Source organism: Achromobacter sp. Bel (genome assembly GCF_012928505.1).
Classification (GTDB): domain Bacteria; phylum Pseudomonadota; class Gammaproteobacteria; order Burkholderiales; family Burkholderiaceae_B; genus Achromobacter.
The window spans coordinates 21555-47144 of sequence record NZ_JABBJN010000048.1 but is presented as its reverse complement, the minus strand read 5'-3'; the positions used below and the strand labels follow the sequence as shown (position 1 = coordinate 47144).

Here is a 25590-nt window from a genome sequence, read left to right as displayed (position 1 = left end):
TCTTCCGATCTGCCGGCGCGGCGGGCGCGGCAGCGGACGACGCGCCGCTTTCCGACGACGCCGGCGTGCTGGACGGCGCGGCGCCGCCAGAACCGTTGCCGCGGAAATCGGTGACGTACCAGCCGGAGCCCTTGAGCTGGAATCCAGCCGCGGTCACCTGCTTGGAAAACGTGCTTTGGCCGCATTCGGGGCAAACCGAAAGCGGCGCATCGGAAATCTTCTGCAAAACGTCTTTGGCATGGCCGCAGGCGCTGCACTTATAGGCGTAGATGGGCATCAGGGGCTCCCAGGCGCGGGCCCGGCAAATCAAAAGCCGTCAGCCGCCGGACGCAGGGGTCCGGGGCGGCGGGTGGGCAAGGCCGGAAAAAAATACGGGAAAGTCTTGAATTTTAGCGGTTTTTCATGAACCGTCGGTGTCCGGCCCGCCGGGCGGGCGGGAAGCGTCGTCCCCGGGGCCAGGCCCCGGGACCGGCAGCCCCTTTCCCTAGACGGGAAGCAGGAACATGACGGCCGCCACGAGAGTCGGCCCCAGGGCCGACAGAAACAGCCGGCCGGACGAAATGCTGCCGTCCGGGAAGTGGTTTTTCAGGATGGCGAAACCGGCCGGATTAGGCGCATTGGCGATCACCGTCAGCCCGCCCCCCGTCACGGCGCCCGCCACCAGCATGTAACGCCAGGCCTCGTTGGTGCCTTCCACCAGCGACCCCAGATACGTCAGCGCGGCGTTGTCGGTAATGGCCGTCAGCGCGGTGGCGCCCCAGAACAGCACGAATGGCTCCAGGCCGCCCAGCAGGTCCTGTAACCACCATTTCTGCAGGCCGCCCAGCACCACCAGCCCGGCCAGGAAGAAGCCGACCATCAGGCCTTCCTTGATCAGCAGGCGGTTCTGGTGGCGTTTGTAGGCTTCGGAAAAGCCGATGAACATCATCAGCAGGCCCAGGAAGATCGCCGGGTGGTGCGCGGCCAGCACCACGGCCACCAGAAAGGCCAGGTGCACCAGGATGACGATGGCGGGCACCGGGGGACGCGAATCCGCCCCTTCCGGCGCATCCACGCCGCCGCCCGTGCCCACCGTCCGCTCCATCAGCGCCTTGCGGCAGATGAAGGTCAGGAGACCGGCATTCAGGCAGACCGCCACGGCGGCGCGCCAACCGAAATGCTGCACCATGAAGGTCGAATCCCAGCCGAACGTGGACGCCACCATCAGCACTGGCGGCGCGGCGTAGGACGTCAGCACGCCGCCGATCGACACGTTCACGAACAGGACGCCCAGCGTCAGGTACTTGAAGCCCGCGCGCCCGCTTGTACGGAAGTAGGCGTCGCGCAGCAGGATGGCGGCCAGCGTCATGGCGGCCGGCTCGGTAATGAACGAGCCGCCCAGGGGCACCAGCGCCATCACGACGAAAAACGTGGCCAGTTCACGCGGCAGCGGCAACACGCGCGCCACGACGCGCACCATCAGCCCCACTAATTCCAGGATCGGCCGGCTGGCCGCCACCACCATGATCACGAAGACGAACAGCGGCTCCGTGAAATTACGCGTGTCCATGTAGTTGATGGCGGAAGCTGGCCCGGACAGCGCCGCCATCGCCGCGATCAGCGCAAAGGCCCATACGCCGAAGACGGCTTCGACTTCCGAAAACAGGTGCCAGAAACCCGCATGCGGTCCGCCGCGATGCGCCAACCGGGCGAAAACGGGAACCGAAAAGGTATGAAGGACCGCCACGGCGAACAAGACGGTGGCGATGACTTCAATGGGCTGCGGCATAAGAGGGACTTCCGGAATAGAGACTCACGCAACGGAGAATCACGCGATGCGAACGCGGTCCGGCGCGGCTCGCCGAACAAGGGTCGCAATATAACGCAGACGTTTTTCCGTGTAACGCAGGGTCTACACCAAGCCGCCCGGGCGCGGCGCCGGGGCAGGCGGCCCGTCGCCGCGCCGCGCGCCTACGCGATCGGCGCCGGCGGTTCCGCCCCTTGCTGCGCGGCCTTCATCTCCATCAGCAGGCTGTGCAGCATCTCGGTCGACAGGCCATGCAGCACCAGACGGTAGCCCGCGCGCAAGGTCGACATGGGCACCAGCGGATGGCTGTTGTTGACCAGGATCAGGTGCTGCGGCGCGCCCAGCAGCTTGGCCGCGTAGATGCCGATAGTCTCGTCCAGCTGCAGGGAGTTGGCCGCGCGCCAGAAATCGTTGTCGGTCAGCATCAGTTGGTAGAGCGGCGTGAACAGTTCGATGGCGCTTTGCAGGTCCAGGAAGTTCAGCTTGCCCTGCGGCATGTCTTCGAGCTTGAGCGGCGGATCCTTGATCATCGAGAAATCGACGGTCTCGGGCGCATGCATTTCCACGCCCGCCTCGCGCAATGCCTGATTCAACCGGATGACGAAGTTGAACAGGTTCAGGTCGTGCTTGACGAAGAGTTCGTCCTTCAGGTCGTCGATCTCAAGCGGTTCGAGCGGGTGCGTCGTGATCGGCACCGGCGAATTCGCGGCGATGAAGGCCAGCGCCTGCGCGCCCAGGTGGAAGTGGCGCAGGATCAGCCAGTTGGCCTCGGGCGACACGAAGCGCTTGAGCCCCCACGCCAGGATGCGGTGCAGCAGCTTCGAATGCGACCAGCGGCGCGGCAGGAACGTCTTCACCACCTGGATCAGGATAATGAAGGCGCGCGCCAGCGGCCGCAGGAACGGCAGCAGGTACTGGCGCGACGCGCAGCTGGAATCCGCCAGCCAGGCTTTCTTCACCTTGTCCGGCAAGGGCGTGCTGCGGTCCAGGTACAGGGCCAGCCAGGGGCTGGGGTCAGCCGGATCGTGCGCGCGGGTCAGGAATTCGGGTTCCTTGCTCATGCGGCGTCGCCCTCCATCACGTGATGGAACTGCATCAGGTACAGCGCGGCCGTGCGGCGCGCGGTGTCCACGATGCGTTGTTCGGCGCGGCCGTCCTCATCGCAGTCCAGCGCCAGCTCCACCGCCGACAGCCAGCGCGCCAGGTGGTGCTCGTCGTTGTGGCCGTGGTATTCCAGGAAGCGGAAGGCGTCGGGCGGCAGCGTCAGGCTGGCCTTCAGCAGCGGCAACAGCGCGGGCACGATCCGCTGGCCCGTGCCTTCGATGATGTAGATCGCGCCCAAGAGGCCGATGGGGTCGCGCGTGGCGGCCAGGCTGTGCAGATAGGCGTTCAGCGCCTCGCCGCCCGGGTTGCGGCGCAGCGCATCGATGCTGTCCACCGGGCCGCCCGCGTTGCGGTAATCCTGGAACAGGATCTGGAAATCGTTCTGTTCTTCGCCGGCATGCATGTCGATCAGCGCGGCCAGCGGCGCGTACTGCTCGGACAGCGAGGCCGCGCCTTCGCGCATCCACTTGCTGCCTTCGCGCACTTGCGGAATCCAGTTCTCCATCCAGTTCAGGTAGTCGGCCGTCTGGAACTGGCGGTTGCGCAGACGGCGCACGACCGGCGTGCGCCAGACGCGCGAACGGTAATCGTGCCAGATGGCCGCCAGCTCGGTCAGCAACTGGCCCAGCCCTTGCGGGGCCATGTCCGGATCATGCGGCGGCGCAATCGCGTCGGCGTCGCCGCTTTGCGCGTCATCGCGCGCAGCCGCAGGCGCCCCCGCTGCCTTGGCGCCCGCAACGGCCAGCGGCGCATGCACGGCTTCGGCCTCCAGCAGCATGTAGGCGGCCATGAAGCGGCCGGACTCGGGGATGTAGCAGAAGATCTGCTCGCCCGGCTTCACTTCGCGCGTCTCCAGGAATTCCGCCAGCATGATGAGGATGGACGCCGCGCCGGTGTTGCCGCGCCACGCCAGGTTGCTGAACCAGCGTTCGCGCGGGATCACCAGGCCCGCCTTCTCCATCAGGTCCTCGACCACCGGGATGAATTTTTCGGACGAGTAGTGGCACAGGAAATGGTCCACCTGGTCGGGGTCCAGCCAACCGTCACGCACCAGTTTCGCGTATTCGTGGATGCCGATATCGAACAGGTGCGGCAGCAGGCGGATGTCCTGGCGCAAGGAGAGCGCGCCGTCGGCCTCGGCCTCGTTCCAGGACGGGTAGTCCAGGTGGCCCTTCTGCCGGTCAGCCGACAGCCCCAGCTGCATGCACACGGGATAGTCGCCCGAGAACGAACGCTGGTGCACCCACTTCAGCTTGAGCCTCACCCCGCTGGATGCGCCGGGCAGTGCGCGGCCCGTATTGCCCAGCAGCAGCGCACCCGCGCCGTCCGACAGCATCCAGCGCAGGAAGTGGGCGTCGAAGTCCGCGTCGTAGCCGCGCGCCGCAAAGCGCGAACGCTTGAACAGCCGCGACGGCAGTTCGCTGGCCACGGCCAGGGCGCTGGCGTGCCCGCCCATCTCGACGCCCTGCGCGGCCGCCTGGATCGCCGACACGCCGGCGGCGCAGATGCCGTGCACCGACAGCGTCTCCATCGGTTGCGCGGCCAGTTCGCCCTGGATCATGTTCGCGAAACCCGGCATCAGCGCGTCGCCGCCCGACGAGCCGCTGGTCAAGAGCGACACGGCGGACAGGTCGCTGTCGTTGCGCCGCAGGCAATCGCGGATGGCGTTGGCGGCCAGTTGCGCGTTGGTGAATACGGTGGCGCCTTCAGGGTCGATGGCGTAGTAGCGGTGCTTGATGCCGTTCTCGGCCAGGATGCGGCTCTTGATGCGGCTGGACATGCGGTTCAGCGGCGCGATGTAGCTGTCCATGGCGTCGTTGGACACGGGCTCGCCCGGCATGAAGTAGCCGGCGCTCTCCAGATAGACACGATTGAACGCGATAGGCATGTGGCGGGTCTCTAGTGGGAGTGGGGATGCGGCGCTAGCGGATGTGCTCGGGCGCCATGCAGGAACGGCTGCGGAACCGCGGCAAGAAGGTGCCCAGCACGAAGACGCGGAACATGTAGGGCGCAAGCCCCCCTTCGTTCAGCGCCGGATCGACGTGTTGGCGGTAGTGCTCGCGGTGCAGCCGGGTCAGGTCGGACCAGTGCGCGCGCGGATGCTCGTGATGCGCGGTATGCAGGCCGATGTTGAACAGCAGCGGGTTGACCAGCCCTTCGAAATTGCGCGCGTAGTTCAGCCCGGCGACGGCGCGCGGCCCGCCGTCGGCATGCGCGTGCTGCAGGTAGTTCGTGGCCAGCAGCCAGTGCAGCCCATGCAGCTGCGGCACGATCACGAACACCAGCGCCTTGACGGGGTTCACGGCCAACAGGCCGCCCCACAAGCCCAGCCACACGCCGTACTGCGCCATGCAGTAGCGCCATGCGCCCGGCCAATGGCGGCGCAGGCGCGCAAGCCACGCGAAGAACAGGGGATACAGCACCCAGCCGGCCTGTAGCGGGTGGATCAGATAGCCCCACAGGTGGTTCGTGTCGCCGCCAAAACGGTAGGTGCGGGCCACGTCGCGGGCGCCGTGCTTGAAGCGGTGGTGGTTGGCCACATGCGCGGGGTAGAACACGAAAGTGGGATGCCCCTGCAGCAGCGTGATCCAGAAATCGGTGGCGCGGTTGGCCCAGCGCCCGCGCCACATTCTGATGTGCGTGTGGTTGTGATGGATGACGCCGATGCCCAGCGTCAAAAACAGCATCAACCCGTACAGCGGCCACCAGAATCCGTAGACCCATTGCCAAGCCGCCAGCGCGGGCAGCGCGGCCAGATAAGCCAGGCTTTGCCAGTCGCGCCCGTTGCGCAGCGACGGCAGCCGGGACGTTGGACTACGCCCGTCCGCCAAGCGATTCTCGACGCTGGAACGCGTCCAGCTGCGGAGCCGCCGCCTCGGCTTTGAGCCGGGTGCGGAACAGGCGGTCCATGAACGTGAACTGGAAACCGTAGTTGCCGTTGTAGCAGGCATGGTGCAGGTGATGCCGGCGGCTGGCGGCGAACCAGTGTGCATACGACACCTTGGGAAAGAAGTCGTAATTGGCATGCCCGATGCAATTGAAGAACAGGCTGAACAGCGGCACCGAGGCCAGCGCCCAGAAACTGAAATCGTGCAGCAGCATCGGCAGCAGGATTACGTTGCCCAGCATCAGGGCTTCGATCGGGTGGAAGCTATAAGTGGAGAACGGCGTCGTCACCACCGAGCGATGGTGGGGCAGATGGAAGCGGCGCAGCGGCTTGGTGTGAAGCAGCCGGTGGTTGACCCAGAAGTGCACATCGTTCCAGGCCACCAGTACCAGGATCTCGACCACGACCTTCTGCCAGCTCGGATCCGGGTCCAGATGCGCCCACCCCAGTTGCAACAGGCCCCACGGAAAAATCATGCCCGTGCCGAACAGCAGGATGGACAGCCCCGACTGGGCGAATTCGCGCCGCAATTGGCCCGGGGCCAACGGCCGCGGGTCCAGCGGCCGCCCCATGCCCAGCGCCGGCAACACGTGCTGGGTCAACAGCCAGGTCGCCCCGCCGAAGACCAGATAGATGCCGCCAAAAAACAGCAGCCCCGCCAGCATCACCTGCCAGGCGGACAAGGCTTCAAAAGCTTGGGCCATAAACGTTTGGTTTCACCCTGAGAATGGCCGCATCATAAGCAATCCGTCAGCTTCCCGGTAAGCCATTTATTACAAAATGAATCCGGGCACCACAAAGCTCGTGGACGGCGCCTCAGGAACGGCCTAACTTCCGGCTACTGGCAGGGATACTGGCGGTTCAAGCCCGCAACGGCCGCATCCATGCGCGCGGCCAACGCCGCGCTTGCTGCGGGCATCGGCAGACGCAATTCCTCGCTCAACAGCCCCTGGCGCCCCAGTTGCGCCTTCAGCGGCCCCGGATTGGGTTCCTCGAACGCCAGCTGGATCACAGGCACCAGCGCCTGGAACAACCGGCGGGCAAGGTCCAGCTGCTGCGCGCGCACGGCTTGGTACATGGCCACGAACAGGTCGGGCCGGATATGCGCCGCCGCGGCAATCATGCCCGTGCCGCCCAGGCATAGGGTCGACAGCGATTGCAGGTCTTCGCCCGCCAGCACATTCATCTGACCGTCGGCGATCAGCGCCAGTGTCTTCGCAAGCGACCCGCCACAATCCTTGATGGCGGCGATGTTCGGGTGCGCGGCCAGCGACAGCAGGGTCTCCGTGTCCAGCGTCGTCCCGGTCCGATAGGGAATGTCGTAGAGCACCAGGGGGAAGCGCGACGCATCGGCCAGACAGCGGAAGTACGCCGCGGCGCCTGCCTGCCCGGCCCGCACGTAGTACGGCGCGGGCGCCAGGATGCCGGCCAGCGGCCGGGTGCCGAAGGCGGACAGGCGCTGCATGACGTGGCCCTGGTGGTTGCCGGCCAGGCCCATGACGACAGGCAGGCGGCCGGCCTCATTCAGCACGGCATCCAGCACGGCCAGCTGTTCGGCGTCATCCAGCGACGCGGCTTCGCCCGTGCTGCCGCACACGACCAGCCCGTCCACGCCGGCTGCGGCGTAGTGGCGCACCAGGCGGCGCAAGGCGCCCCCGTCCACGGCGCCGCCGGAAAACGGCGTCACCAACGGTACCCAGACGCCCTGGAAAAGTGAAGATTGCGATGACATGGGAACACTCCTTCGATGTAAGCGGACCGTGGTGGTTGCCGTACAGAAGTGCTCGGGATATCAGGGGGTGCGCGCGGAGGCGCCAATGCGCCGCCAGGAGGCCGCTGTTCCGTCGCCCATCTGACGGAACAGCATGCTCCGGTCAGATGAGCGGCTGTTTTTTGGATTTCAGGCCGGCAGCAGCCAGCACCACGCCCAGGGCGCGGATGCAGGAAGCGGATTGGAAGGCCTGATGAATCATGAATGATTGGAACGCGCGATAAGCGACGGATGCAGAAATCTACCGGGCGCCCGCCGCCGTGTCAACGCCGGCGCACGCAACGCTCGATTGCGCGCCGCGCCGGTCAGCCCAGGCTGGCCAGGAACACCGCGCACAATGCTTCCATGCCGCGGCGGTCGTCTTCGTCGAAACGGTCAGGCACCGGGCTGTCCACGTCCCACACGCCGATCAGCGCGTCCTGATGCACCAGCGGCACGACGATTTCGGAACGCGAGGCGGCGTCGCAGGCGATATGGCCGGCAAACGCGTGCACGTCCGGCACCAGTTGCGTCTGGCGCTGGCTGGCAGCCGCGCCGCACACCCCGCGGTCAAGCGGGATGCGCACGCAGGCCGGCTTGCCCTGGAAGGGCCCCAGCACGAGTTCCGTGCCGTCAAAGAAATAGAAGCCCGCCCAGTTCAGATCGGGCAGGGCCTGGTAAGCCAGCGCGCTCAGGTTGGCGGCATTGGCGATGCGGTCGGGCTCGCCTTCCAGCAGGGCGCGGGCCTGGGCGACCAGTTCTGCGTACAGGGCGGCTTTGGAGTCTGCGACGATCGGGGCGGCTTCAAACATGGCGTCAAATGTAACTGTACAGGCGGTTATCGATGCAGGTGATTTTAGGGGTTCCGCGCGTTAAAGGGGCCGGGCTGCTACCGTATGGGACAATAGTTTTTTGCAGCAGTGCCCCTCACAAGCCTCCCCCTTTACCCTTCTTGATCAAGAAGCAATCCATGGACAAGCCTTTCGAACCTGCGTTTTCCTTCTCGGAACGCGCTCAGCAACTTACCAGCTCCGCCATCCGCGAAATCCTCAAGGTTACCGAGCGCCCCGAAGTCATTTCGTTCGCTGGCGGCCTGCCGGCGCCCGGCGGCTTCCCGGTAGAAGTGGTACGTGCTGCATTCGACAAGGTATTGGCCACCAACGGCCGCGCGGCCCTGCAATACGGCCCGACCGAAGGCTACGCGCCGCTGCGCCAATGGGTTGCCGACGATCTGAACCGCGCCGGCGCCAATGTCGCCGCCGACCAGATCCTGATCGTGTCGGGTTCGCAGCAAGCGCTGGACCTGCTGGGCAAGGTGCTGATCGACAAGGACAGCAAGGTCCTGGTCGAAGATCCCAGCTACCTGGGCGCGCTGCAATCGTTCAGCCTGTACCAGCCCACGTTCGTGCCGGTGCCCACCGACGACGGCGGCCTGATCCCGGAAGCCATCACGCCTGAACTGGCCGACGGCGCGCGCTTCCTGTATGCGCTGCCCAACTTCCAGAACCCCACGGGCCGCACGTTGAACCTGGAACGCCGCATCGCGCTGGTCAAGCGCGCCGCCGAGCTGAACCTGACCATCATCGAAGACGACCCTTACGGCGAACTGCGCTATGCAGGCGAGCCGCAACCGGGCCTGATCTCGCTGGCCGCCGAATACGGCGCCAACGTCGTCCGCCTGGGCACGTTCTCGAAGGTGCTGGCCCCCGGCCTGCGCCTGGGCTACATCGCTGGCGCGCGTACGCTGATCAACAAGCTGGTGCAGGCCAAGCAAGCCACCGACCTGCACACGCCCACGCTGACGCAGATGGCCGTGTACGAAATCGTCAAGGACGGCTTCCTGGACGAGCACCTGCCCAACGTGCGCGAAATCTACCGCGCCCAGGGCAGCTGCATGCTGGAGGCCATCAAGCGCGAATTCCCGTCCACCGTCACCTGGACCAAGCCGGAAGGCGGCATGTTCATCTGGCTGACGCTGCCCGAACACATCGACAGCACCAAGTTGCTGGAGAAGGCCATCGCGCAGAACGTGGCCTTCGTGCCGGGCGCGCCGTTCTATAGCGGCGCGGGCCGCGCCAACACGCTGCGCCTGAGCTTCGCCACCGTGCCGGAAGACAAGATCCGCACCGGCATCGCCATCCTGGGCAAGCTGCTAAAAGGGGAGTAGAAGCCCCCCGAAGCGCCTGCGGCGCCTCCCCCCAGGGGGCGCCGCGACGGACCGGCGGAGCCGGATCCGTGCGGCCCCGCTCGGGCGGCAATGGCGGCTTATGAAGGGAGTGTCTCGTAGCGATGCCAGACTCGGCCGGGCTTAATGCCCGGCCGTTGTTTTATGCTGTCGGCTTTCCCCACCATTTTCCGACCGTGACAGTGAGCGCTCCGCAACAATCTCCCGTCGACTTAAGCGACATCGTCTTCACCGACTGGGTCGAACGCTGGCTGCCCAAATCGTGGCGGCCCTACGCCCGCCTGTGCCGCCTGGACCGCCCCATCGGCACGTGGCTGACCCTGCTGCCGGCCATCGCCGCGCTGGTCCAGAGCGCGGGCGGCCTGCCCGACCTGCGGCGGCTGATCGTCTTCTCGCTGGGCGCCCTGCTGATGCGCGGAATCGGCTGCACGGTCAACGACATGTGCGACCGCAACTTCGACAAGCACGTCGAACGCACACGCTTTCGCCCGTTGACCAGCGGCCAGCTGACGATGAAGAACGCCGTGTGGTTCCTGCTGGGCCAGTTGCTGGTCTGCGGTTCGCTGCTGTTCTTTCTGAACGAGATGAGCCGCTGGCTGGCCGTGGCCGTGCTGCCCTTCGTCTTCATCTACCCGCTGTGCAAGCGCGTCACATACTGGCCGCAGGTGGTGCTGGGCATCTGCTTCAACTGGGGCATGCTCATGGCCTGGTCCGATACGCAGAACCACGTGCCGCTGGCCGCCGTCGCCATGTGGCTGGGCGCGGTGCTCTGGCAGGTGGGCTACGACAGCATCTATGCCTATGTCGACGTGCGCGACGACCGCAGCCTGGGCCTGCATTCCACCGCCATGCGCTTTGGCGACCAGGGCAAGCTGTGGATCGGCGGCTTCTACGTCGCCACCGTTCTGCTGTGGGCCTGGGGCGGCCACGCCATGGGCTTGTCGTGGGCGTATCAGGTCGGCATGGCCGCCGTTGCGGTGCATCTGGCGTGGCAGTTGAAAGTGTTCGACATCCAGCGCCCCGACCGCAATTTCATGCTGTTCCGCGCCAACCTCTGGCTGGGCGCGCTGCTGGTGGCGGCCGCGTTGGCCGGCACGCTGATCCGCTGACTCCGCATGCCGGTGGCGCGGGGCTATTGACCCCGCGCATTGCCGGCGACGCCGGATCGCGCGATCATGGTGTCCCACCACGCTTACGGAGACCCCGCATGCCTGCGTTCATCAAATCCCTGGCAGCCGCCGCCGCATGCGCCCTGTTCGGCGTACTGCCCGCGCACGCCGCCACCGACTGCTCGGCCCAGCGCGGTTGCGCGGCCAAGTTCTGCGAGATTGAAAACGACATCGCCGCCGCCCAGGCGCAGAACAACACCCGCCGCGAGGCCGGCCTGCGCAAGGCCCTGGCCGAAGCCAAGGCGCATTGCACCGACAGCCGCCTGCAATCGCAGCGCGAGGCGGACGTGCGGGACAAGCAATCCAAGGTATCCGAACGCGAGCAGGAACTGAAGGAAGCGCGCGCCAAGGGCAAGCAGGACAAGATCGACAAGGCGCAACGCAAGCTGGAAGAAGCCCAATCCGAATACAACGCCGCGCTGGTTGAACTGAACCGCTAACGCCGGCACCGCAAGTCCTTTTCCCTGCCAGCCCCGGGCCCGTCCCGGGGCTGCGTCTTTTTGCGCCCCTCAACGCCGTCCCGCCTCCCCGCCCGGACCACCATCTATTGCGTCATCAAATGGAAATATCGCCACCTATGGTGTCATTTGGAAGAATCGAAATCGATTAGTGCGGATTTTGGAAAGATGTTTTCAGGTAATAAGGGTTTATCCCAGGGTTGTTTGAGCACAGAATGCATCTCATCGGGACACAGCAAGCGAACCCCCAGCAATGAGGCCAGAGGTTCGGATCCCAAGCTCACAAGACACCGGAGGTCTGCTATGAAAACCCTTGCTACCGCATTGATGCTGTCCATGTCCGTCCTGGCTGCCGGCGCTCAAGCCGCTGAAGCCGACCAAGGCCCGACGCGCGCCCAGGTTCAAGCCGAACTGCAACAAGCCAAGGTTTCGGGCCAATACACGTTCGGTGAAGAAGGCTACCCCGCCGCCATCGCCCAGAAGTCCAGCCTGACCTCGCAACAAGTGCAAGCTGAACTGGCCCAGGCCAAGACCGCCGGCGAAGTCACCTTCGGCAATCTGGACTACCCGCCCGTCGCCACCGCTGAAACCGCCACGTCGCTGACCCGTGCCCAAGTGCAATCGCAACTGGCTCAAGCCAAGGCAGAAGGCCTGGTCACCTTCGGCAACATGGACTACCCCCCCATGGGCAGCTGATCACCCGGCCTGAAAAGGCCCTGTGATCGCCCCTAAAAGCCCTTCGGCCACAAGCCGAGGGGCTTTATTTTTGACGTTTCAACGTCAAATTAAGTCATAACGACGTTAATTTAAGCCGTTACGACACTTTCGAATCTACAAATCGACAGCACTCCCGCATAGGATGAGGCCAACCCATCCCCCCTCTTTGCAGGAGTCGCACCATGTCCACCCTCAACCGTCCCATCGTTCTGCTGGGCGCCGGAAAAATCGGTTTCGCTATCGCGCTGATGCTGGAGCGCAGCGGCGACTATTCCGTGCGGGTTGCCGATCAGGATCCCGCCCGCCTGGCCGTCCTGGCCGAACTGGGTTGCGAGACGCGCCAGATCAGCGATGACGCCTCGGTGGCGCGCGCTATCGAAGGCGCCTATGCGGTCGTCAACGCCCTGCCGTTCCATCGGGCGACCGCGGTAGCCGGCTTGTGCGCGCGGGCCGGCGTGCACTACTTCGACCTGACCGAAGACGTCGCCAGCACCCATGCCATCCAGGCGCTGGCTGAAAACGCGCGCAGCGTGTTGATGCCGCAGTGCGGGCTGGCCCCCGGCTTCATCGGCATCGTCGGCAACGCACTGGCGCGACGCTTCGACACGCTGCTGGATTTGCGCATGCGCGTCGGCGCCCTGCCGCGTTATCCGTCCAACAGCCTGCGCTACAACCTCACGTGGAGCACGGAAGGGCTGATCAACGAATACTGCAACCCTTGCGAGGCCATCGTCGACGGGCAACTGACCAGCGTGCCGGCGCTGGAAGGCTATGAGACGTTCGCGCTGGACGGCGTCGAATACGAGGCTTTCAATACCTCCGGCGGCCTGGGCACGCTGCCCGCCACGCTGCTGGGGCGCGCACGCAACGTGGACTACAAATCGGTGCGCTATCCCGGCCACTGCAACATCATGAAGCTGCTGCTCAATGATCTGCGTCTGCGCGACCGCCGCGATCTGCTCAAGGACATTTTCGAGTCGGCCATTCCCACCACCGAACAGGACGTGATCGTGATCCAGGCCTCGGCGTCGGGCCACCGCCACGGCCGCCTGGAAGAAGAGTCCTATCCGATCCGCGTGTTCGGCACGGACGTGGACGGCCACCGCCTGAGCGCCATCCAGCTGTCGACGGCCGCGGGCATCTGCGCCGCGCTGGACCTGGTGGCGCAAGGCGCGCTGCCGCAGCAGGGTTTCGTGGGCCAGGAAGCCATCGACCTGGACGCCCTGCTGAACAATCGCTTCGGCCGCATCTACGCGGGCAAGCCGCTGGCCTTGGCCGGCTGCGCCACCGCCGACCGTTAAGCGCCGGCGGGTTTGCCGCCGCGGCGCGGCGCTACGTCCAGCCCTCCAGACGCAGCGTCGCGCGCACCAGGCGCTGCTCTTCCTGTTCGATCTCGGCCAGGCTTTGGCGCACGCTGTCCACATGATCGGCCGCGGCCTTGCGCGCCAATTCGGGCTGCCGGCCCGTCACCGCATTGAACAGGCGCGTGTGCTGGCGGTCGATCTGGCGTTTTTCGGGTTCGCGGTGGTAAAGGTTGTTCACGCACGCGAACACCGACCCCAGCAACAGGTCCGTCAATGATTGCAGCGTATGCACCAGCACGGGATTGTGCGAGGCCTCGCAGATGGCCAGGTGAAACGCGTGATCCAGATGCGCGTGCGTGGCCGTGTCGGTGGCCGTGCCTTGCGCGCCGACCATCTCTTCGTAGCGGCGGCGGATCAGGATGAAATCGGCCTCGGTGCCGCGGATGGCCGCCAGCCGGGCCGATTCCGCCTCCAGCAGGGAACGCACTTCCAGCAGGTCGTACAGGGTGCGCGGCTGCGAGTTGAACAGGTGCATCAGCGGCCCGGCGTCCACCTTCGAAATATGCGCGACGAACGACCCCTTGCCCTGCGCGGTATGGATGATCTCCCGCGCCCGCAGCAGCTTGAGCCCTTCGCGCAGCGCCGTGCGCGACACGCCCAGTTTTTCGGTCAGGCGCCGCTCGGACGGCAGCGCCTGTCCCGCCTTGAGGACACCGTCCAGGATCAGGCGCTCGATCCGTTCGGCCACCTCGTCCGCCACCTGGCGGGGTTTCTCTTCTGTTTCCGCGTACATGCAGTCTCCGGGACCAGTGGTATGACCAAGCCTTCTTCCCGGTTCGAGTCGCTTGGCCGCATCACTGTAAGTTGCTGATATAAAACCATAAAAATAACGGCTTTGTCTGGCAGCGAGAAAATAAACTGGTATGACCAGCTGGTTTTGATATGGACATTGCCGCAGGTGCGAACGATGATGTCAGGACAGATTCGCCCGGCGCCCGGCGCCGGCCAGCCCTTCTTACCGCTAGAGATCCGCATGACTCAACGCATCCAGCACCACGGCCTGCAAGTGGCGGCCAATCTCAACCAATTCATCGAACAGGAAGCCCTGCCCGGCACCGGCCTGGATGCCGACGGCTTCTGGCAAGGCTTTGCGGCCCTGGTACACGACCTGGCCCCCAAGAACCGCGCACTGCTGGCCGAACGCGACCGCCTGCAAGCCGAACTCGACGCCTGGCACCGCGCCCATCCCGGCCCCATCGCCGACCCCGCCGCCTACCGCAAATTCCTGGAAGGCATCGGCTACCTGCTGCCGCAACCGGCCAGCGTGCAAGCCACGACCGACAACGTCGATACCGAGATCTCGCTGCAGGCCGGCCCGCAACTGGTCGTGCCGATGTCGAATTCGCGCTACGCGCTGAACGCCGCCAACGCCCGTTGGGGCAGCCTGTACGACGCGCTCTACGGCACCGACGCCATTCCCGCCACGCCCGGCGATACCGGCAAGGGCTACAACCCTGAACGCGGTGCGGCCGTCATCGCCCGCGCTCGCGCTTTCCTGGATGCCGCCGCCCCGCTGGAGCAAGGTTCGCACGCCGACGCCCGCGGCTACACGGTCGAGGGCGGCCAGTTGCGCGTGGCGCTGGCCAACGGCGCCACCGGCCTGAAGTCCGGCGCGCAATTCGCCGGCTACCAGGGCGACGCATCCGCCCCCGTCGCCCTCCTGCTGAAGAACAACGGGCTGCATTTCGAAATCCAGATCGACCGCGCCAATGCCATCGGCAGCACGGACGCCGCCGGCGTCAAGGACGTGCTGGTCGAAGCGGCGCTGACCACCATCATGGACTGCGAGGACTCGGTCGCCGCCGTCGATGCGGACGACAAGGTCCACATCTACCGCAATTGGCTGGGCCTGATGAAGGGCGACCTGACCGAAGCCGTCACCAAGGGCGGCAAGACCTTCACCCGCAAGCTCAACGCCGACCGCGTCTACACGCGCCCCGACGGGTCGTCGCTGACCTTGCACGGCCGTTCACTGATGTTCGTGCGCAACGTGGGCCACCTGATGACCAACCCGGCCATCCTGGACCGCGACGGCCTTGAAATTCCCGAAGGCATCCTGGACGCCGTGGTCACCAGCCTGGCCGCGCTGCAAGACCGCAAGCACAAACTGAATTCGCGCACCGGCTCCGTCTACATCGTGAAGCCCAAGATGCACGGCCCTGTTGAAGCCGCGTTCGCCAACGAACTCTTCGACCGCGTCGAAGACCTGATCAAGGTGCCGCGCAACACCTTGAAGATGGGCATCATGGACGAGGAACGCCGCACCAGCATCAACCTGAAAGCGTGCATCGGCGCAGCCGCGTCGCGCGTGGCCTTCATCAACACGGGGTTCCTGGACCGCACTGGCGACGAAATGCACTCCAGCATGGAAGCCGGACCGATGCTGCGCAAGGGCGACATGAAGTCCACCGCCTGGATCACCGCCTACGAACGCAACAACGTGCTGGTCGGCCTGGATACGGGCCTGCGCGGCCGTGCCCAGATCGGCAAGGGCATGTGGGCCATGCCGGACCTGATGGCCGCGATGCTGGAACAGAAGATCGCGCATCCCAAGGCCGGCGCCAACACCGCCTGGGTGCCCTCGCCTACCGCCGCCACGCTGCACGCGCTGCACTATCACCAGGTCGACGTGCAGGCGGTTCAGAAGGAACTGGAACGCACCAAGCTCGCCGACGTCCGCGACGATCTGCTGAGCGGCCTGCTGACCGTGCCGGTCGGCGATCCCTCCAAGTGGTCCGCCGCCGACATCCAGCAGGAACTGGACAACAACGTCCAGGGGATCCTGGGCTACGTGGTGCGCTGGGTCGATCAGGGCGTGGGCTGCTCGAAGGTGCCGGACATCCACAACGTGGGCCTGATGGAAGACCGCGCCACGCTGCGCATTTCCAGCCAGCACATCGCCAACTGGCTGCGTCACGGCGTGACCAACCAGGACCAGGTCATGGAGACGTTCAAGCGCATGGCGAAGGTGGTCGACGGCCAGAACGCCGGCGACGCGGCCTATCAGCCCATGGCCGGCCACTTCGATACGTCGCTGGCGTTCCAGGCGGCGTGCGCGCTGGTGTTCGAAGGCTTGACGCAGCCCAACGGCTACACCGAACCGTTGCTGCACAAGTACCGCCTGCAGTTCAAGAACGCCGTCTGACCGCGCCGCCCGCTCGCGCGATCGAACCCGGACCGCCCCTGTGGCGGTCCTTTTTTTGTCCGGCCGCCGCGGCTTCGGGCGCCGACGCCGCCCGGCGAGATAAAACCCCTTTTTTTCGCACAGTCGTGCTAAATTTGCCGGCATGACTGCCAAAACCGAAAAAAGCGAACTGACTTTCGCGGCCATTGTGGACGCGGCCGTGGACATGGCCGCTGCCCAAGGCATTGAAAGCCTGTCGCTCGGCCAGGTCGCACGGCATCTGGGCATCAGCAAAAGCGGGGTGTTCTCGCGCGTGGGGTCGCTGGAAGCCTTACAGCAAGCGGTGCTGGACGAATACGACCGCCGCTTCGTGGCCGCCGTCTTCACGCCGGCCATGGCCTATCCCCGCGGCTTGCCCCGCATGAATGCGCTGGTCTCGCTGTGGGTCGAGCGCGCCAGCAACGTCGAAATGCTGACCGGCTGCATCTATGTGGCCGGCGCCTTCGAATACGACGACGTGGAGTCGCCGCTGCGCACGGTGCTGGAAAGCAATTTGCGGCGGTGGCGCGCGGCCATGGTACGCACGGTCACGCAGGCACTGGAAGCGGGCCATTTGCGGCCGGACACCGACCCCGAACAGCTCGTGTTCGAAATCTACAGCTTGATGATCGGCCTGATGCACGACGCCCGCTTCCTGCGCGATCCGAAAGCGCCCACGCGTGTGCGCGCCGCCTACGACCGGCTGATCTCAACCTATCGCAGCTTCACCTACCTGGAATAACCCGCCCCCTCGCCGGCTCGTGCCGGCGTTTTCATTCCCTAATTTCGCACGACCGTGCGAATAACAAGCAAGGAACCTGCCATGTGGATTCTGATCGCAGTCATCGCCGCCGGCTTGGTGGCGCACCTATGGCGGCAATGGCGCGCGCTGCTTCGGCAGCTTCCCGATTGCGCCGAACATCTGGTGCTGTTCTAGTGGATACCGCGCGTCCCGGTCTATATTCCGGGATATCCCTAGCGAATCCCGTCATGCCGCGTTCAATCCATCTCTTGATCATTGACCCGCAGAACGATTTCTGCGATTTGCCCGAGGCCTACTTGCCCACGGATCCGCTCACCGGGGACATCACGCGGCCCGCGCTGCCGGTGGCGGGCGCACATGCAGACATGCAACGGCTGGCGCGCTTTATCGACGCCACCGCATCGGTGCTGACGTCCATCACGGTGACGCTGGACTCGCACCATCGGCTGGACATCGCCCATCCCACGTTCTGGCGCACCGGTGACGACCAGCCTGTCGCGCCGTTCACACCGATCACCGCCGCGCAGCTGCACGCGGGCGATTTCCAGCCCCGGCATGCCGACGACCTGCCCCGCACCCGGTCGTATCTGGAAGAACTGGAAGCGCGTGGCCGCTACACCCTGATGGTGTGGCCCGTGCATTGCGAAATCGGCACCTGGGGCCACAATGTGCACGCTGATGTGCGCGCGGCCTACAGCCGATGGGAAGACGCTGGCCAGTTCATCGTGCGCAAGGTGCCCAAGGGCGCCAACCCCTGGACCGAGCACTACAGCGCCTTGATGGCCGAAGTGCCGGATCCCGACGACCCGCGCAGCCAGCTCAACCGGAATCTGGTCGATTCGTTGGACCGCGCCGAACTTATCCTCATCGCCGGAGAAGCCGGCAGCCATTGCGTGAAAGCCACGATGGAGCATCTGGCGGAACACCTGCCCGGCGGCAACCTGTCGCGCGTGGTGCTGTTGACCGATTGCATGAGCCCCGTCGCCGGATTCGCCGATGCGCAATCCGTCTTCCTGCAGCGCATGCGCGACCTGGGCGTACAGGAACGCACCAGCGTGGACATGGCGCGCGCGTTGCAAGCCTGATCGCGCGTCGTGATCGCGGGCCATGAATGGCAACGGCCGCCTGCTTGCGCATGGCGGCCGTGTCTTGGGCCCAGGGAGCCGCTTTCGCTATGCGGTCGGCTTCGCGGCCTTGTCGCACTCCACGTACAACGCGCTGATGGCCTCGCACAAGGCGGGTGGCTGCTGGAACAGGCGCGCCACCAGCAGGCAGCCCTGCACCGTGGCGAACACCGCCCGGCCGGCCGCGTCGGCAGTCCCTGAGAATTTCAGCGTGCCCTGCGCGGCGCCTTCGGCCAGCACACGAGCCAGCCACGCTTCATGGGCGCGGAAAAACCCCTGCAATGCGCCGCGCACGCGTTCGGACAGACTCATGACGTCGGCGGCCAACATGCCGCCCAGGCAGAGTTCGCCGGCGCCGCAAGCGCGCGATTCCATCATGGAAAGATATTGCTCCAGCTGCGCTTGCGCGGGTTGCGCGGTGTCGATGGCCCGCACGGTGGCCAATGCGCGTGCACTGTAGGCCTCGACCGCCTCATAGAGCAGGTCGTCCTTGCCGGGAAAGTAATAGTGGATGCTGGACGTCTTCACGCCCACATGCTCCGCCAGGTCGCGGTAGCTGAAACCATTGCATCCGCGCGTGCGGATCAGCTTCTCGGCGTGCGCCAGCAGCAGGTCCCGTGTGGTGTTGGGGTTCGGAGTGTCCATGGCTGAATATTACCTACTAATAGGTCGGTTCGTCATCGGGGGCCGCCCTAAGTGCGGTCCAAAACGCCCGTGCGGACCCCGGCCGGGAAACATCCCGCCCCCCGGGGTCCGCATGTGCCGGCATCCTGCTTAGCCTTGCACGGGCGGGTAATCCAGTTCACCGCTTTCGGTCAGGCCTTGGGCGCGGGCGGCGGCCAGTTCCTGCTTCACTTGCGCACGGGTCTTGTCGTTGCCGACGGTGGCGAACGCGGTGGCGGCGTAACCTTCTTCACCGGACACCAGTTCACCGTTGGCGCGGGCGGCGGCCAGCTCTTGCTGCACTTGGGCGCGGGTCACCGTGCTTTCGGTGTTCAGGGCGGGCGGATAGTCCAGCTCGCCGGCTTGGGCGGCGCCGATGAAGGAAGCGGACAGGATCAGGGCGGATACGAGGGTCTTCATGATGGATCTCCAGTAAGGATCAGTGCTGCATCAAAGGTGGGCATTAAAGCTATCTATGACTAGATAGATGCGACTTCAAAAATGAGACGTCAAAAACTCAGCCTTGAACGGGCGGGTAGTCCAGTTCGCCGCTTTCGGTCAGGCCTTGGGCGCGGGCGGCGGCCAGTTCCTGCTTCACTTGGGCACGGGTCTTGTCGTTGCCGACGGCGGCGAATGCGGTGGCGGCGTAGCCTTCTTCGCCGGACACCAACTCACCATTGGCGCGGGCAGCGGCCAGTTCTTGCTGCACTTGGGCACGGGTCACCGTGCTTTCCGTGTTCAAGGCGGGCGGGTAGTCCAGTTCACCAGCTTGGGCGGCGCCAATGAACGAGGCGGACAGGATCAGGGCGGATACGAGGGTCTTCATGGTTGATCTCCAGATAACGGGTTCGATACAAATTTCAGATTAAACTATCTACTTATAGGTAGATAACGAGGGAAATAAAAAAGCGGTCCTACTGTATTTCTGGTTCCGACTTCAGCGGCTTGCTTGGGTTTGCTGCGTCGATGGATGAATCTTACCTACTACTAGATAGACAGCGCAAGCGGGTATTGTGAAACAATATATTTCATGGTGCCGCCCCGCCACACCCGCTGCCCGGCCTGGGAGCTGGCCCATCCCCTCGCCATCATTGGCCGGCCCGGTTCCTCGGGGCCACGTGTCGGAGAGGTTCCGGGTCATGGAGGGCCTGCGGCCTGCGATACCGCCTCGGTCTTCAACCAGTGCTTCAGGCCTTCCACCGCAGCAGTGGCGTCCGCGCGGCAGTACAGGCTAAACCATCCCCCCGTTTCCTTGAACCCGAGAGGAGCGACAAGCCTTCCCGCGCGGAGATCGGCCTGCACCAGCATTTCCGGCGCGATGCCAATGCCCAGGCCCACGGCCGCTGCGTCCAGCATGTGGCCCAGTTGGTCGAACTGATGCTTCGGCGGCGAACACGCGGCCGGCAACCCACAAGCCGAAGCCCACTGCTCCCACGCGCGAGGCCGGGAAGACGTCTGCAACAGCGCCAAGGCAAGAATGTCGGCCGGCGTGGCGATCCCTTGCGCCAGCTCGCGCGTGCAGACCGGACCGATCGCCTCGGGGAACAACGGCAACGCCCCGATCGTCGCGGAGGCGTGGTCCTCGGCAACGATCAGCACATCGACGACCCTGCGCTCCAACAACGCAATATCGGTTGCCGTTTGGAGCCTGACCTGGATGCGCGGATGCGCGCGCTCGAAGCGCTCGAGCCTGGGAATGATCCAATTGGACAACAAACTGGCCGGGGCGCCGACGACCACGTCGGCCGATGCGGTTCTGCCGCGCAGTTCGACGCACCGTTGTTCGAGCATGTCGAAGGCCGGCCGGACCGCGCGCAGCAGGTCTTGGCCCGCGGCGGTCAGCCGCACGCCCCCCGAATGCCGTTCGAACAGCTTGCCGCCCAGCCAGGTTTCCAGTTGCCGTATCTGTTGGCTGACCGCGCTGTGCGACACGCGCAGTTCTTCAGCAGCCAAAGAAAGATTCAAGTGCCGGGCGGCACCGTCAAAGGCACGCAACGCATTCATCGGGGGCAGTTTTCGCATACGGATGATATTAGAAAATCTAATAATTCCAGGCAAGAAATCTATGATTTATCGGAGAAATTTCTCTCAGTACCATAGCTGTAACGTGTTCAACGGGTTAACGCCATGTCTCTTGCTCCCCACCCCGCCTCCCCCGACACTCTTGGGCAATTCGGCCAGTATGGCGGCCGGTACATGCCCGAGACCTTGATCCCGGCGCTTGATGATCTGGAGCGGACCTATCGCGACGTTCTGCACGACGACGCGTTCTGGCGCGAGTACCGGTCGATGCTGGCGGATTACGTCGGGCGGCCCAGCCCCCTCCTCTATGCCCGCGCGATCACCGAATCGCTTGGCGGCGCCCGCATCTTCCTGAAGCGGGAGGACCTGAACCACACCGGCGCTCACAAGATCAACAATTGCCTGGGCCAGATCTTGCTGGCCAAGCGAATGGGCAAGACGCGGATCATCGCGGAGACCGGCGCCGGCCAGCACGGGGTAGCCACCGCCACGGTCTGTGCGTTGTTCGGCCTGAAATGCGTGATCTTCATGGGCGCGGTCGATGTCGAACGCCAAGCCACCAACGTGGCGCGCATGAAGATGCTGGGCGCGCAAGTGCGGGCCGTACCGGACGGCGGCGCAACACTGAAGGACGCGATGAATGCGGCCATCCGCGATTGGATCGCCCACCCGGACGACACGTACTACCTGCTGGGCACCGGCGCCGGGCCGCATCCGTATCCCTGGATCGTCCGGGAATTCCAAAAGGTGATCGGCGAAGAGACCCGCGCGCAGATCCTGGAAAAAACAGGCCGCTTGCCCGATGCGATGATCGCCTGCGTAGGCGGTGGCTCCAACGCGATCGGCCTCTTCTATCCGTTTCTGGATGATGCACAGGTGCAGTTGCACGGCGTCGAAGCCGCCGGACATGGCGTCAGCACCGCGCATCACGCAGCCAGCATCGGCGCGGGCCGGATGGGTGTGCTGCACGGCTGTCGCAGCTACTTCCTGCAGGATCCCGACGGCCAGATCACCAACGCACATTCGATTTCGGCCGGCTTGGACTACCCCGGCGTCGGGCCGGAACACGCCCTGCTGCACGACACAGGCCGAGTGAACTATGTCTCGGTCACCGATGACGAAGCGGTCGACGCCTATCGGTGGCTGACGCAGAAGCAAGGGATCATCCCCGCGCTGGAAAGCGCGCATGCGCTGGCCTATGCCCGACAGCTTGCCCCGCGCCTGGGTGCGGACAAGACCATCGTGGTCTGCCTGAGCGGCCGGGGCGACAAAGACATGAACACCGTCCTGCAATTTTCCGGAGCATCGACATGAGCCGCCTGGAACATAAACTCGCCGCGCTACGGGCGGCTGACAGATCGGGATTGGCCGCGTATTTCACCGCGGGCGACCCCTCTTATGACGACTGCCTGCGCCTCTTGCATCGCCTGCCCGCGGCCGGCGCGGACGTGATCGAACTGGGCATGCCGTTCAGCGACCCGGTGGCGGACGGCCCCGTTCTTCAATTAGCCAATGACCGGGCCATCCGCGCCGGTCAGACGATGCGGCGGACCTTCGATCTGGTCCACGCATTCCGGCACCAGGATCAACAAACCCCGATCGTGCTGATGGGGTATTTGAACCCCTTGCTGCAGGCCGGCGTGGCGGCCTTCATGGCCGATGCGGGCCAGGCGGGCGTGGATGGGCTGATCATCGTGGACCTGTCGCCAGACCATGCCAGCGAGATCGACCTGCAGGCGCAAGCGCATGGCATCCACATCATCCGGATGACGGCTCCCACGACGCCCGCCGCCCGGCTGGACACAGTGCTGCGCAGCGCAAGCGGTTTCGTCTACCACGTCATGCTGGCGGGGACCACGGGCGGCGCCTTGCCGTCCGATGACGTGATCGCCGAGTCCCTGCAACGGGTAAGAGCCAGGACGCAGTTGCCTATCGCGGCAGGCTTCGGCGTACGATCCGCCGAGCAGGCCGGCGCCGTCAGCCGCCATGCCGACCTGGTCGCCGTCGGCACGCGGCTGGTGGACGTGCTGGCGACGGGCGGCGTCGAGGCGGCGTTGGACGAGGTGCGAAAGCTATCCGAGGGGATCCGGGCGGCCGTCTGAACGGCCGGTGCGTGGCGCCTTATTGGTCCGTCCGGGGCAACAGCTGCTTCCAGAATTCATGCGGGGCCAGCGGGACCAGCGGGCTTTCGGCAGCGCCGAGGAACCGTTTGACGGCGCGGGCGATGGATACGGGCGACCCGGCGTCGAATGTCTGGGCCGGAACACAGACGTCGCGCACGTAATCGAGTTCTGGCGCCAGGATCGGCAGCCCCATGTGCATCGCTTCGATCAGCGGCAAGCCAAACGATTCAGCCGACGACGGGAATACGATCGCCTTCGACTTGCCATAAAGCGCCAGCACGTCTTGGTGCGGCATTTGGCCCAGGTCTGTTATCCGCAGCCCCGCCTCGGCGGCGGACTGCTCGATTTCCCGCCGAAGTTCACCGTCACGGGCACTCAGCGTCAACGCCAATGACGGGCGCAGGCCATCTTGCGCAAGCAGCCGCCAGGCCTCGACCAATATCCGATGATTCTTGTGCGGTACGCCGTCCGCCACGTACACGAAATCCCATTCCGCGGAGTGCCGGGCGGCGTCGGACGCGGTGGGCAGCGCATCCAGAAAGGGCAGCACGCGAACCACGGGCTCTCCGTTGGGCGATGCGCCGTACCAGCGGATAAGGTCGCGCGCCATCGACGGCGTCTGGACGATGTACTCCGCCACGCGCCGCCGGCAGAATGTGCCGATGCGGCGTTCAATTTCCTGCCGGATGGCGCTGGGACGCAAAGACCGCCGCGAACCGGAGCCATCGCTCAAGTAAAGCCGATTCTGCAGAAACACCACGATACGCCCGCGGCTGGGCCACAGGGGAGGCAAGCCATGGAAGCAGAAAACGGTATCGCCCTTTTTTGCCTCGTTGCGCAGTTGCCAGCCGGCATTCATGCGGGATCGGATAGACGGCTCGACCCAATGGACCTTGGCGCCGGCGGGGATAGGCACCAGCGCCTGCGCGCGGGCATCCAGATAGGCGACCAGGTGTTGTCCGGCGGGCCAGTCGGCCAACAAGGCGCGCAGTAGAACGACGCCGCCTCCCGTATGCACATTGGGCGCGTAAAGAATCATGCTGGCGGTCACTGCTCAACTCTCCAAATACGGCATTTCGCCTGTCGCTGCGGCGATCACTTCGGCTTGCTTTCCAGCGCCTTGTCCCAGCTCCAATGCCGGCTTTCCATATGCGCCTTGAGTACCGCCGGCGCCAGGTCCACCCTGTCGATGCCGCCCTTGTATTCCCGCCCCCCGGCAACCGTCGGCTTCATCGCGCGGCGCAGCAGTTTGATCAAGCGCTGCCTGCGGAATTTTCCTTTCTCGGCAGAGACCTGCTTCAAGAAGTCCGCTTCCGGCACGCCAACGATCTTCGCGGCCCGGGGGATCGCTTGCGCGATCTCATTCGCGTACTCCTTGTGCAGCGCTTCGCACACGGCGATCAGCCGGGCGAAATTGAAGCGTTGCACATTCGCGGGCGCGATCTTGGCGATGGTTTCCAGCGCGGCGTGCGCCCATACCGTTTCGACCGAGAAGAACCGCGGCACGCCCTCGCTCCAGCCCGCGGATTCGAACGCCTTGGTCTGCGACTCCTGGCCCAGCTTCCCCTTGTGCTGGTTCATCGCGCTGCGGCCGGTATTACTGCCGCCGGATGCGCCGGGAATTGTCAGGGGATAATCGATTTCAACAAAGCGGTCCGTGCAAAGCGCAAGCCCGATCGCGCCGGACACGTCCGGGCTGGACCCATGGAAATAGGCTCCAGACAATTGCTTTGCTTTCTCCAGGACGCTCCGGCGTACGACGCCGTGGTAGATCTTCGGCAATCCGTCGGTCCCCTGGGCGGCATTCGCCAATGCCTGCGTCACGCTGTCCGACGATTGGCGGACGTGCGCCGGCCCGATCCGGCTTGGCAGGTACAACCGCCCGGCATGCCCGGCGCCAAAGTGCCGCGACCTGAAATCGGGCCAGACGTAGTTCGACATCACCGTGGGCGCGATCACATCGATCCGCTGCGCCTTGGCCCATTCCGCCGCCAGAAGCAGATCCTCGGTGATCGTATCGTCATCGCCGATAAGGCACACGAACTCGCCCGTCGCCGCAGCGATCGCGTAATTGTGGTTGCCTGTCATGTCCAGACGTTCAGTGGGGCGCAAATACTTGAACCGCGGATCCTCGCCAAGCGCTGGTCCTGCCTGCTGGACGAGCGCCTCAAGAGCCCCGTCCGTACTGGTATCGCTGACCACAAGCTCCAGCTTTTGGCTTTTTATCGCCAGGATGGATTGAATCGCATGAATCGCGTACTGCGAGCGGTTATGCGTGGGGATTGCGATAGAGAGCAGAGTTTCCATGATTT

At 65.0% G+C, this 25590-nt stretch carries 25 protein-coding genes; 10 read left to right on the top strand and 15 right to left on the bottom strand.

Annotation, left to right across the window (positions count from 1 at the left end; all coding sequences use genetic code 11):
• From HG262_RS23935 to HG262_RS23900, 8 genes are all read right to left on the bottom strand, one after another.
• Positions 1 to 277: FmdB family zinc ribbon protein (locus tag HG262_RS23935; protein ID WP_169273393.1), on the bottom strand; the 277-nt coding region annotated here is incomplete at its 3' end.
• Between the two features lie 207 nt (positions 278 to 484).
• Entirely contained in the window at positions 485 to 1768 is a 1284-nt protein-coding gene (locus HG262_RS23930; protein WP_169273392.1) for a putative Na+/H+ antiporter, read from the bottom strand.
• A 182-nt stretch (positions 1769 to 1950) separates the two neighbouring features.
• A complete protein-coding gene (locus HG262_RS23925; RefSeq protein WP_169273391.1) occupies positions 1951 to 2847 on the bottom strand; it encodes a hypothetical protein in 897 nt (298 codons plus the stop codon).
• A complete protein-coding gene (locus tag HG262_RS23920; protein WP_169273390.1) occupies positions 2844 to 4778 on the bottom strand; it encodes an iron-containing redox enzyme family protein in 1935 nt (644 codons plus the stop codon). Before HG262_RS23920 ends, HG262_RS23925 begins: the two co-directional genes overlap by 4 nt.
• A gap of 34 nt (positions 4779 to 4812) precedes the next feature.
• Entirely contained in the window at positions 4813 to 5721 is a 909-nt protein-coding gene (locus tag HG262_RS23915; RefSeq protein ID WP_169273389.1) for a fatty acid desaturase, read from the bottom strand.
• Positions 5705 to 6481: a sterol desaturase family protein gene (locus HG262_RS23910; protein WP_169273388.1), complete on the bottom strand. Its 777-nt coding sequence runs from the start codon at positions 6479 to 6481 to the stop codon at positions 5705 to 5707. Before HG262_RS23910 ends, HG262_RS23915 begins: the two co-directional genes overlap by 17 nt.
• Positions 6482 to 6615: 134 nt before the next feature.
• Positions 6616 to 7509 (bottom strand): 4-hydroxy-tetrahydrodipicolinate synthase, encoded by an 894-nt coding sequence (gene dapA / locus HG262_RS23905; protein WP_169273387.1) that lies wholly within the window; start codon positions 7507 to 7509, stop codon positions 6616 to 6618.
• 344 nt (positions 7510 to 7853) lie between these two features.
• Entirely contained in the window at positions 7854 to 8339 is a 486-nt protein-coding gene (locus tag HG262_RS23900) for a GAF domain-containing protein (protein WP_169273386.1), read from the bottom strand.
• Between the two features lie 158 nt (positions 8340 to 8497).
• On the opposite strand from HG262_RS23900, the gene HG262_RS23895 reads away from it, so the two are divergent.
• The 5 genes from HG262_RS23895 (at position 8498) to HG262_RS23875 (ending at position 13357) form a co-directional block, all read left to right on the top strand.
• The gene (locus tag HG262_RS23895; protein ID WP_169273385.1) at positions 8498 to 9694 is read left to right on the top strand and encodes a PLP-dependent aminotransferase family protein; all 1197 of its coding nucleotides are present in this window, start codon (positions 8498 to 8500) and stop codon (positions 9692 to 9694) included.
• 200 nt (positions 9695 to 9894) lie between these two features.
• Positions 9895 to 10821, top strand: coding sequence for a 4-hydroxybenzoate octaprenyltransferase (gene ubiA, locus HG262_RS23890; RefSeq protein WP_169273384.1), 927 nt, complete (start codon positions 9895 to 9897; stop codon positions 10819 to 10821).
• 98 nt (positions 10822 to 10919) lie between these two features.
• Complete coding sequence (locus tag HG262_RS23885; RefSeq protein WP_169273383.1) at positions 10920 to 11321, top strand: DUF1090 domain-containing protein; 402 nt, start codon at positions 10920 to 10922, stop codon at positions 11319 to 11321.
• 321 nt (positions 11322 to 11642) lie between these two features.
• Positions 11643 to 12035 (top strand): DUF4148 domain-containing protein, encoded by a 393-nt coding sequence (locus tag HG262_RS23880; protein WP_169273382.1) that lies wholly within the window; start codon positions 11643 to 11645, stop codon positions 12033 to 12035.
• Between the two features lie 203 nt (positions 12036 to 12238).
• Positions 12239 to 13357 (top strand): saccharopine dehydrogenase C-terminal domain-containing protein, encoded by a 1119-nt coding sequence (locus HG262_RS23875; protein ID WP_169273381.1) that lies wholly within the window; start codon positions 12239 to 12241, stop codon positions 13355 to 13357.
• 31 nt (positions 13358 to 13388) lie between these two features.
• Here HG262_RS23875 and glcC read toward each other — a convergent pair whose 3' ends face one another.
• Positions 13389 to 14153, bottom strand: coding sequence for a transcriptional regulator GlcC (gene glcC, locus HG262_RS23870; RefSeq protein ID WP_169273380.1), 765 nt, complete (start codon positions 14151 to 14153; stop codon positions 13389 to 13391).
• A 240-nt stretch (positions 14154 to 14393) separates the two neighbouring features.
• Here glcC and HG262_RS23865 point away from each other — a divergent pair, with 240 nt between their 5' ends.
• The 3 genes from HG262_RS23865 (at position 14394) to HG262_RS23855 (ending at position 18431) form a co-directional block, all read left to right on the top strand.
• Positions 14394 to 16565 carry a malate synthase G gene (locus HG262_RS23865; protein ID WP_169273379.1) on the top strand — a complete coding sequence of 724 codons (2172 nt, stop codon included), beginning with the start codon at positions 14394 to 14396 and terminating at the stop codon, positions 16563 to 16565.
• A 142-nt stretch (positions 16566 to 16707) separates the two neighbouring features.
• Entirely contained in the window at positions 16708 to 17325 is a 618-nt protein-coding gene (locus tag HG262_RS23860; protein ID WP_169273378.1) for a TetR/AcrR family transcriptional regulator, read from the top strand.
• Between the two features lie 248 nt (positions 17326 to 17573).
• Entirely contained in the window at positions 17574 to 18431 is an 858-nt protein-coding gene (locus HG262_RS23855) for a cysteine hydrolase (RefSeq protein ID WP_169273377.1), read from the top strand.
• A gap of 87 nt (positions 18432 to 18518) precedes the next feature.
• Here HG262_RS23855 and HG262_RS23850 read toward each other — a convergent pair whose 3' ends face one another.
• The 4 genes from HG262_RS23850 to HG262_RS23835 form a co-directional block, all read right to left on the bottom strand.
• Complete coding sequence (locus tag HG262_RS23850) at positions 18519 to 19115, bottom strand: TetR/AcrR family transcriptional regulator (protein ID WP_169273376.1); 597 nt, start codon at positions 19113 to 19115, stop codon at positions 18519 to 18521.
• A 129-nt stretch (positions 19116 to 19244) separates the two neighbouring features.
• Entirely contained in the window at positions 19245 to 19553 is a 309-nt protein-coding gene (locus tag HG262_RS23845) for a DUF4148 domain-containing protein (RefSeq protein WP_169273375.1), read from the bottom strand.
• A gap of 97 nt (positions 19554 to 19650) precedes the next feature.
• Complete coding sequence (locus HG262_RS23840) at positions 19651 to 19959, bottom strand: DUF4148 domain-containing protein (protein WP_105555759.1); 309 nt, start codon at positions 19957 to 19959, stop codon at positions 19651 to 19653.
• A gap of 311 nt (positions 19960 to 20270) precedes the next feature.
• A complete protein-coding gene (locus HG262_RS23835; RefSeq protein WP_169273374.1) occupies positions 20271 to 21137 on the bottom strand; it encodes a LysR substrate-binding domain-containing protein in 867 nt (288 codons plus the stop codon).
• Between the two features lie 123 nt (positions 21138 to 21260).
• Here HG262_RS23835 and trpB point away from each other — a divergent pair, with 123 nt between their 5' ends.
• Entirely contained in the window at positions 21261 to 22469 is a 1209-nt protein-coding gene (trpB, locus tag HG262_RS23830; protein ID WP_169273373.1) for a tryptophan synthase subunit beta, read from the top strand.
• Positions 22466 to 23257 (top strand): tryptophan synthase subunit alpha, encoded by a 792-nt coding sequence (trpA, locus tag HG262_RS23825; protein WP_169273372.1) that lies wholly within the window; start codon positions 22466 to 22468, stop codon positions 23255 to 23257. The genes trpB and trpA overlap by 4 nt, the downstream gene beginning before the upstream one ends.
• Positions 23258 to 23276: 19 nt before the next feature.
• Here the strand turns inward: trpA and HG262_RS31225 are convergent, their stop codons facing one another.
• Complete coding sequence (locus HG262_RS31225) at positions 23277 to 24329, bottom strand: glycosyltransferase (protein ID WP_169273371.1); 1053 nt, start codon at positions 24327 to 24329, stop codon at positions 23277 to 23279.
• Between the two features lie 44 nt (positions 24330 to 24373).
• A complete protein-coding gene (locus HG262_RS23815; RefSeq protein ID WP_169273370.1) occupies positions 24374 to 25585 on the bottom strand; it encodes a glycosyltransferase family 2 protein in 1212 nt (403 codons plus the stop codon).
• Between the last annotated feature and the right edge of the window lie 5 nt (positions 25586 to 25590).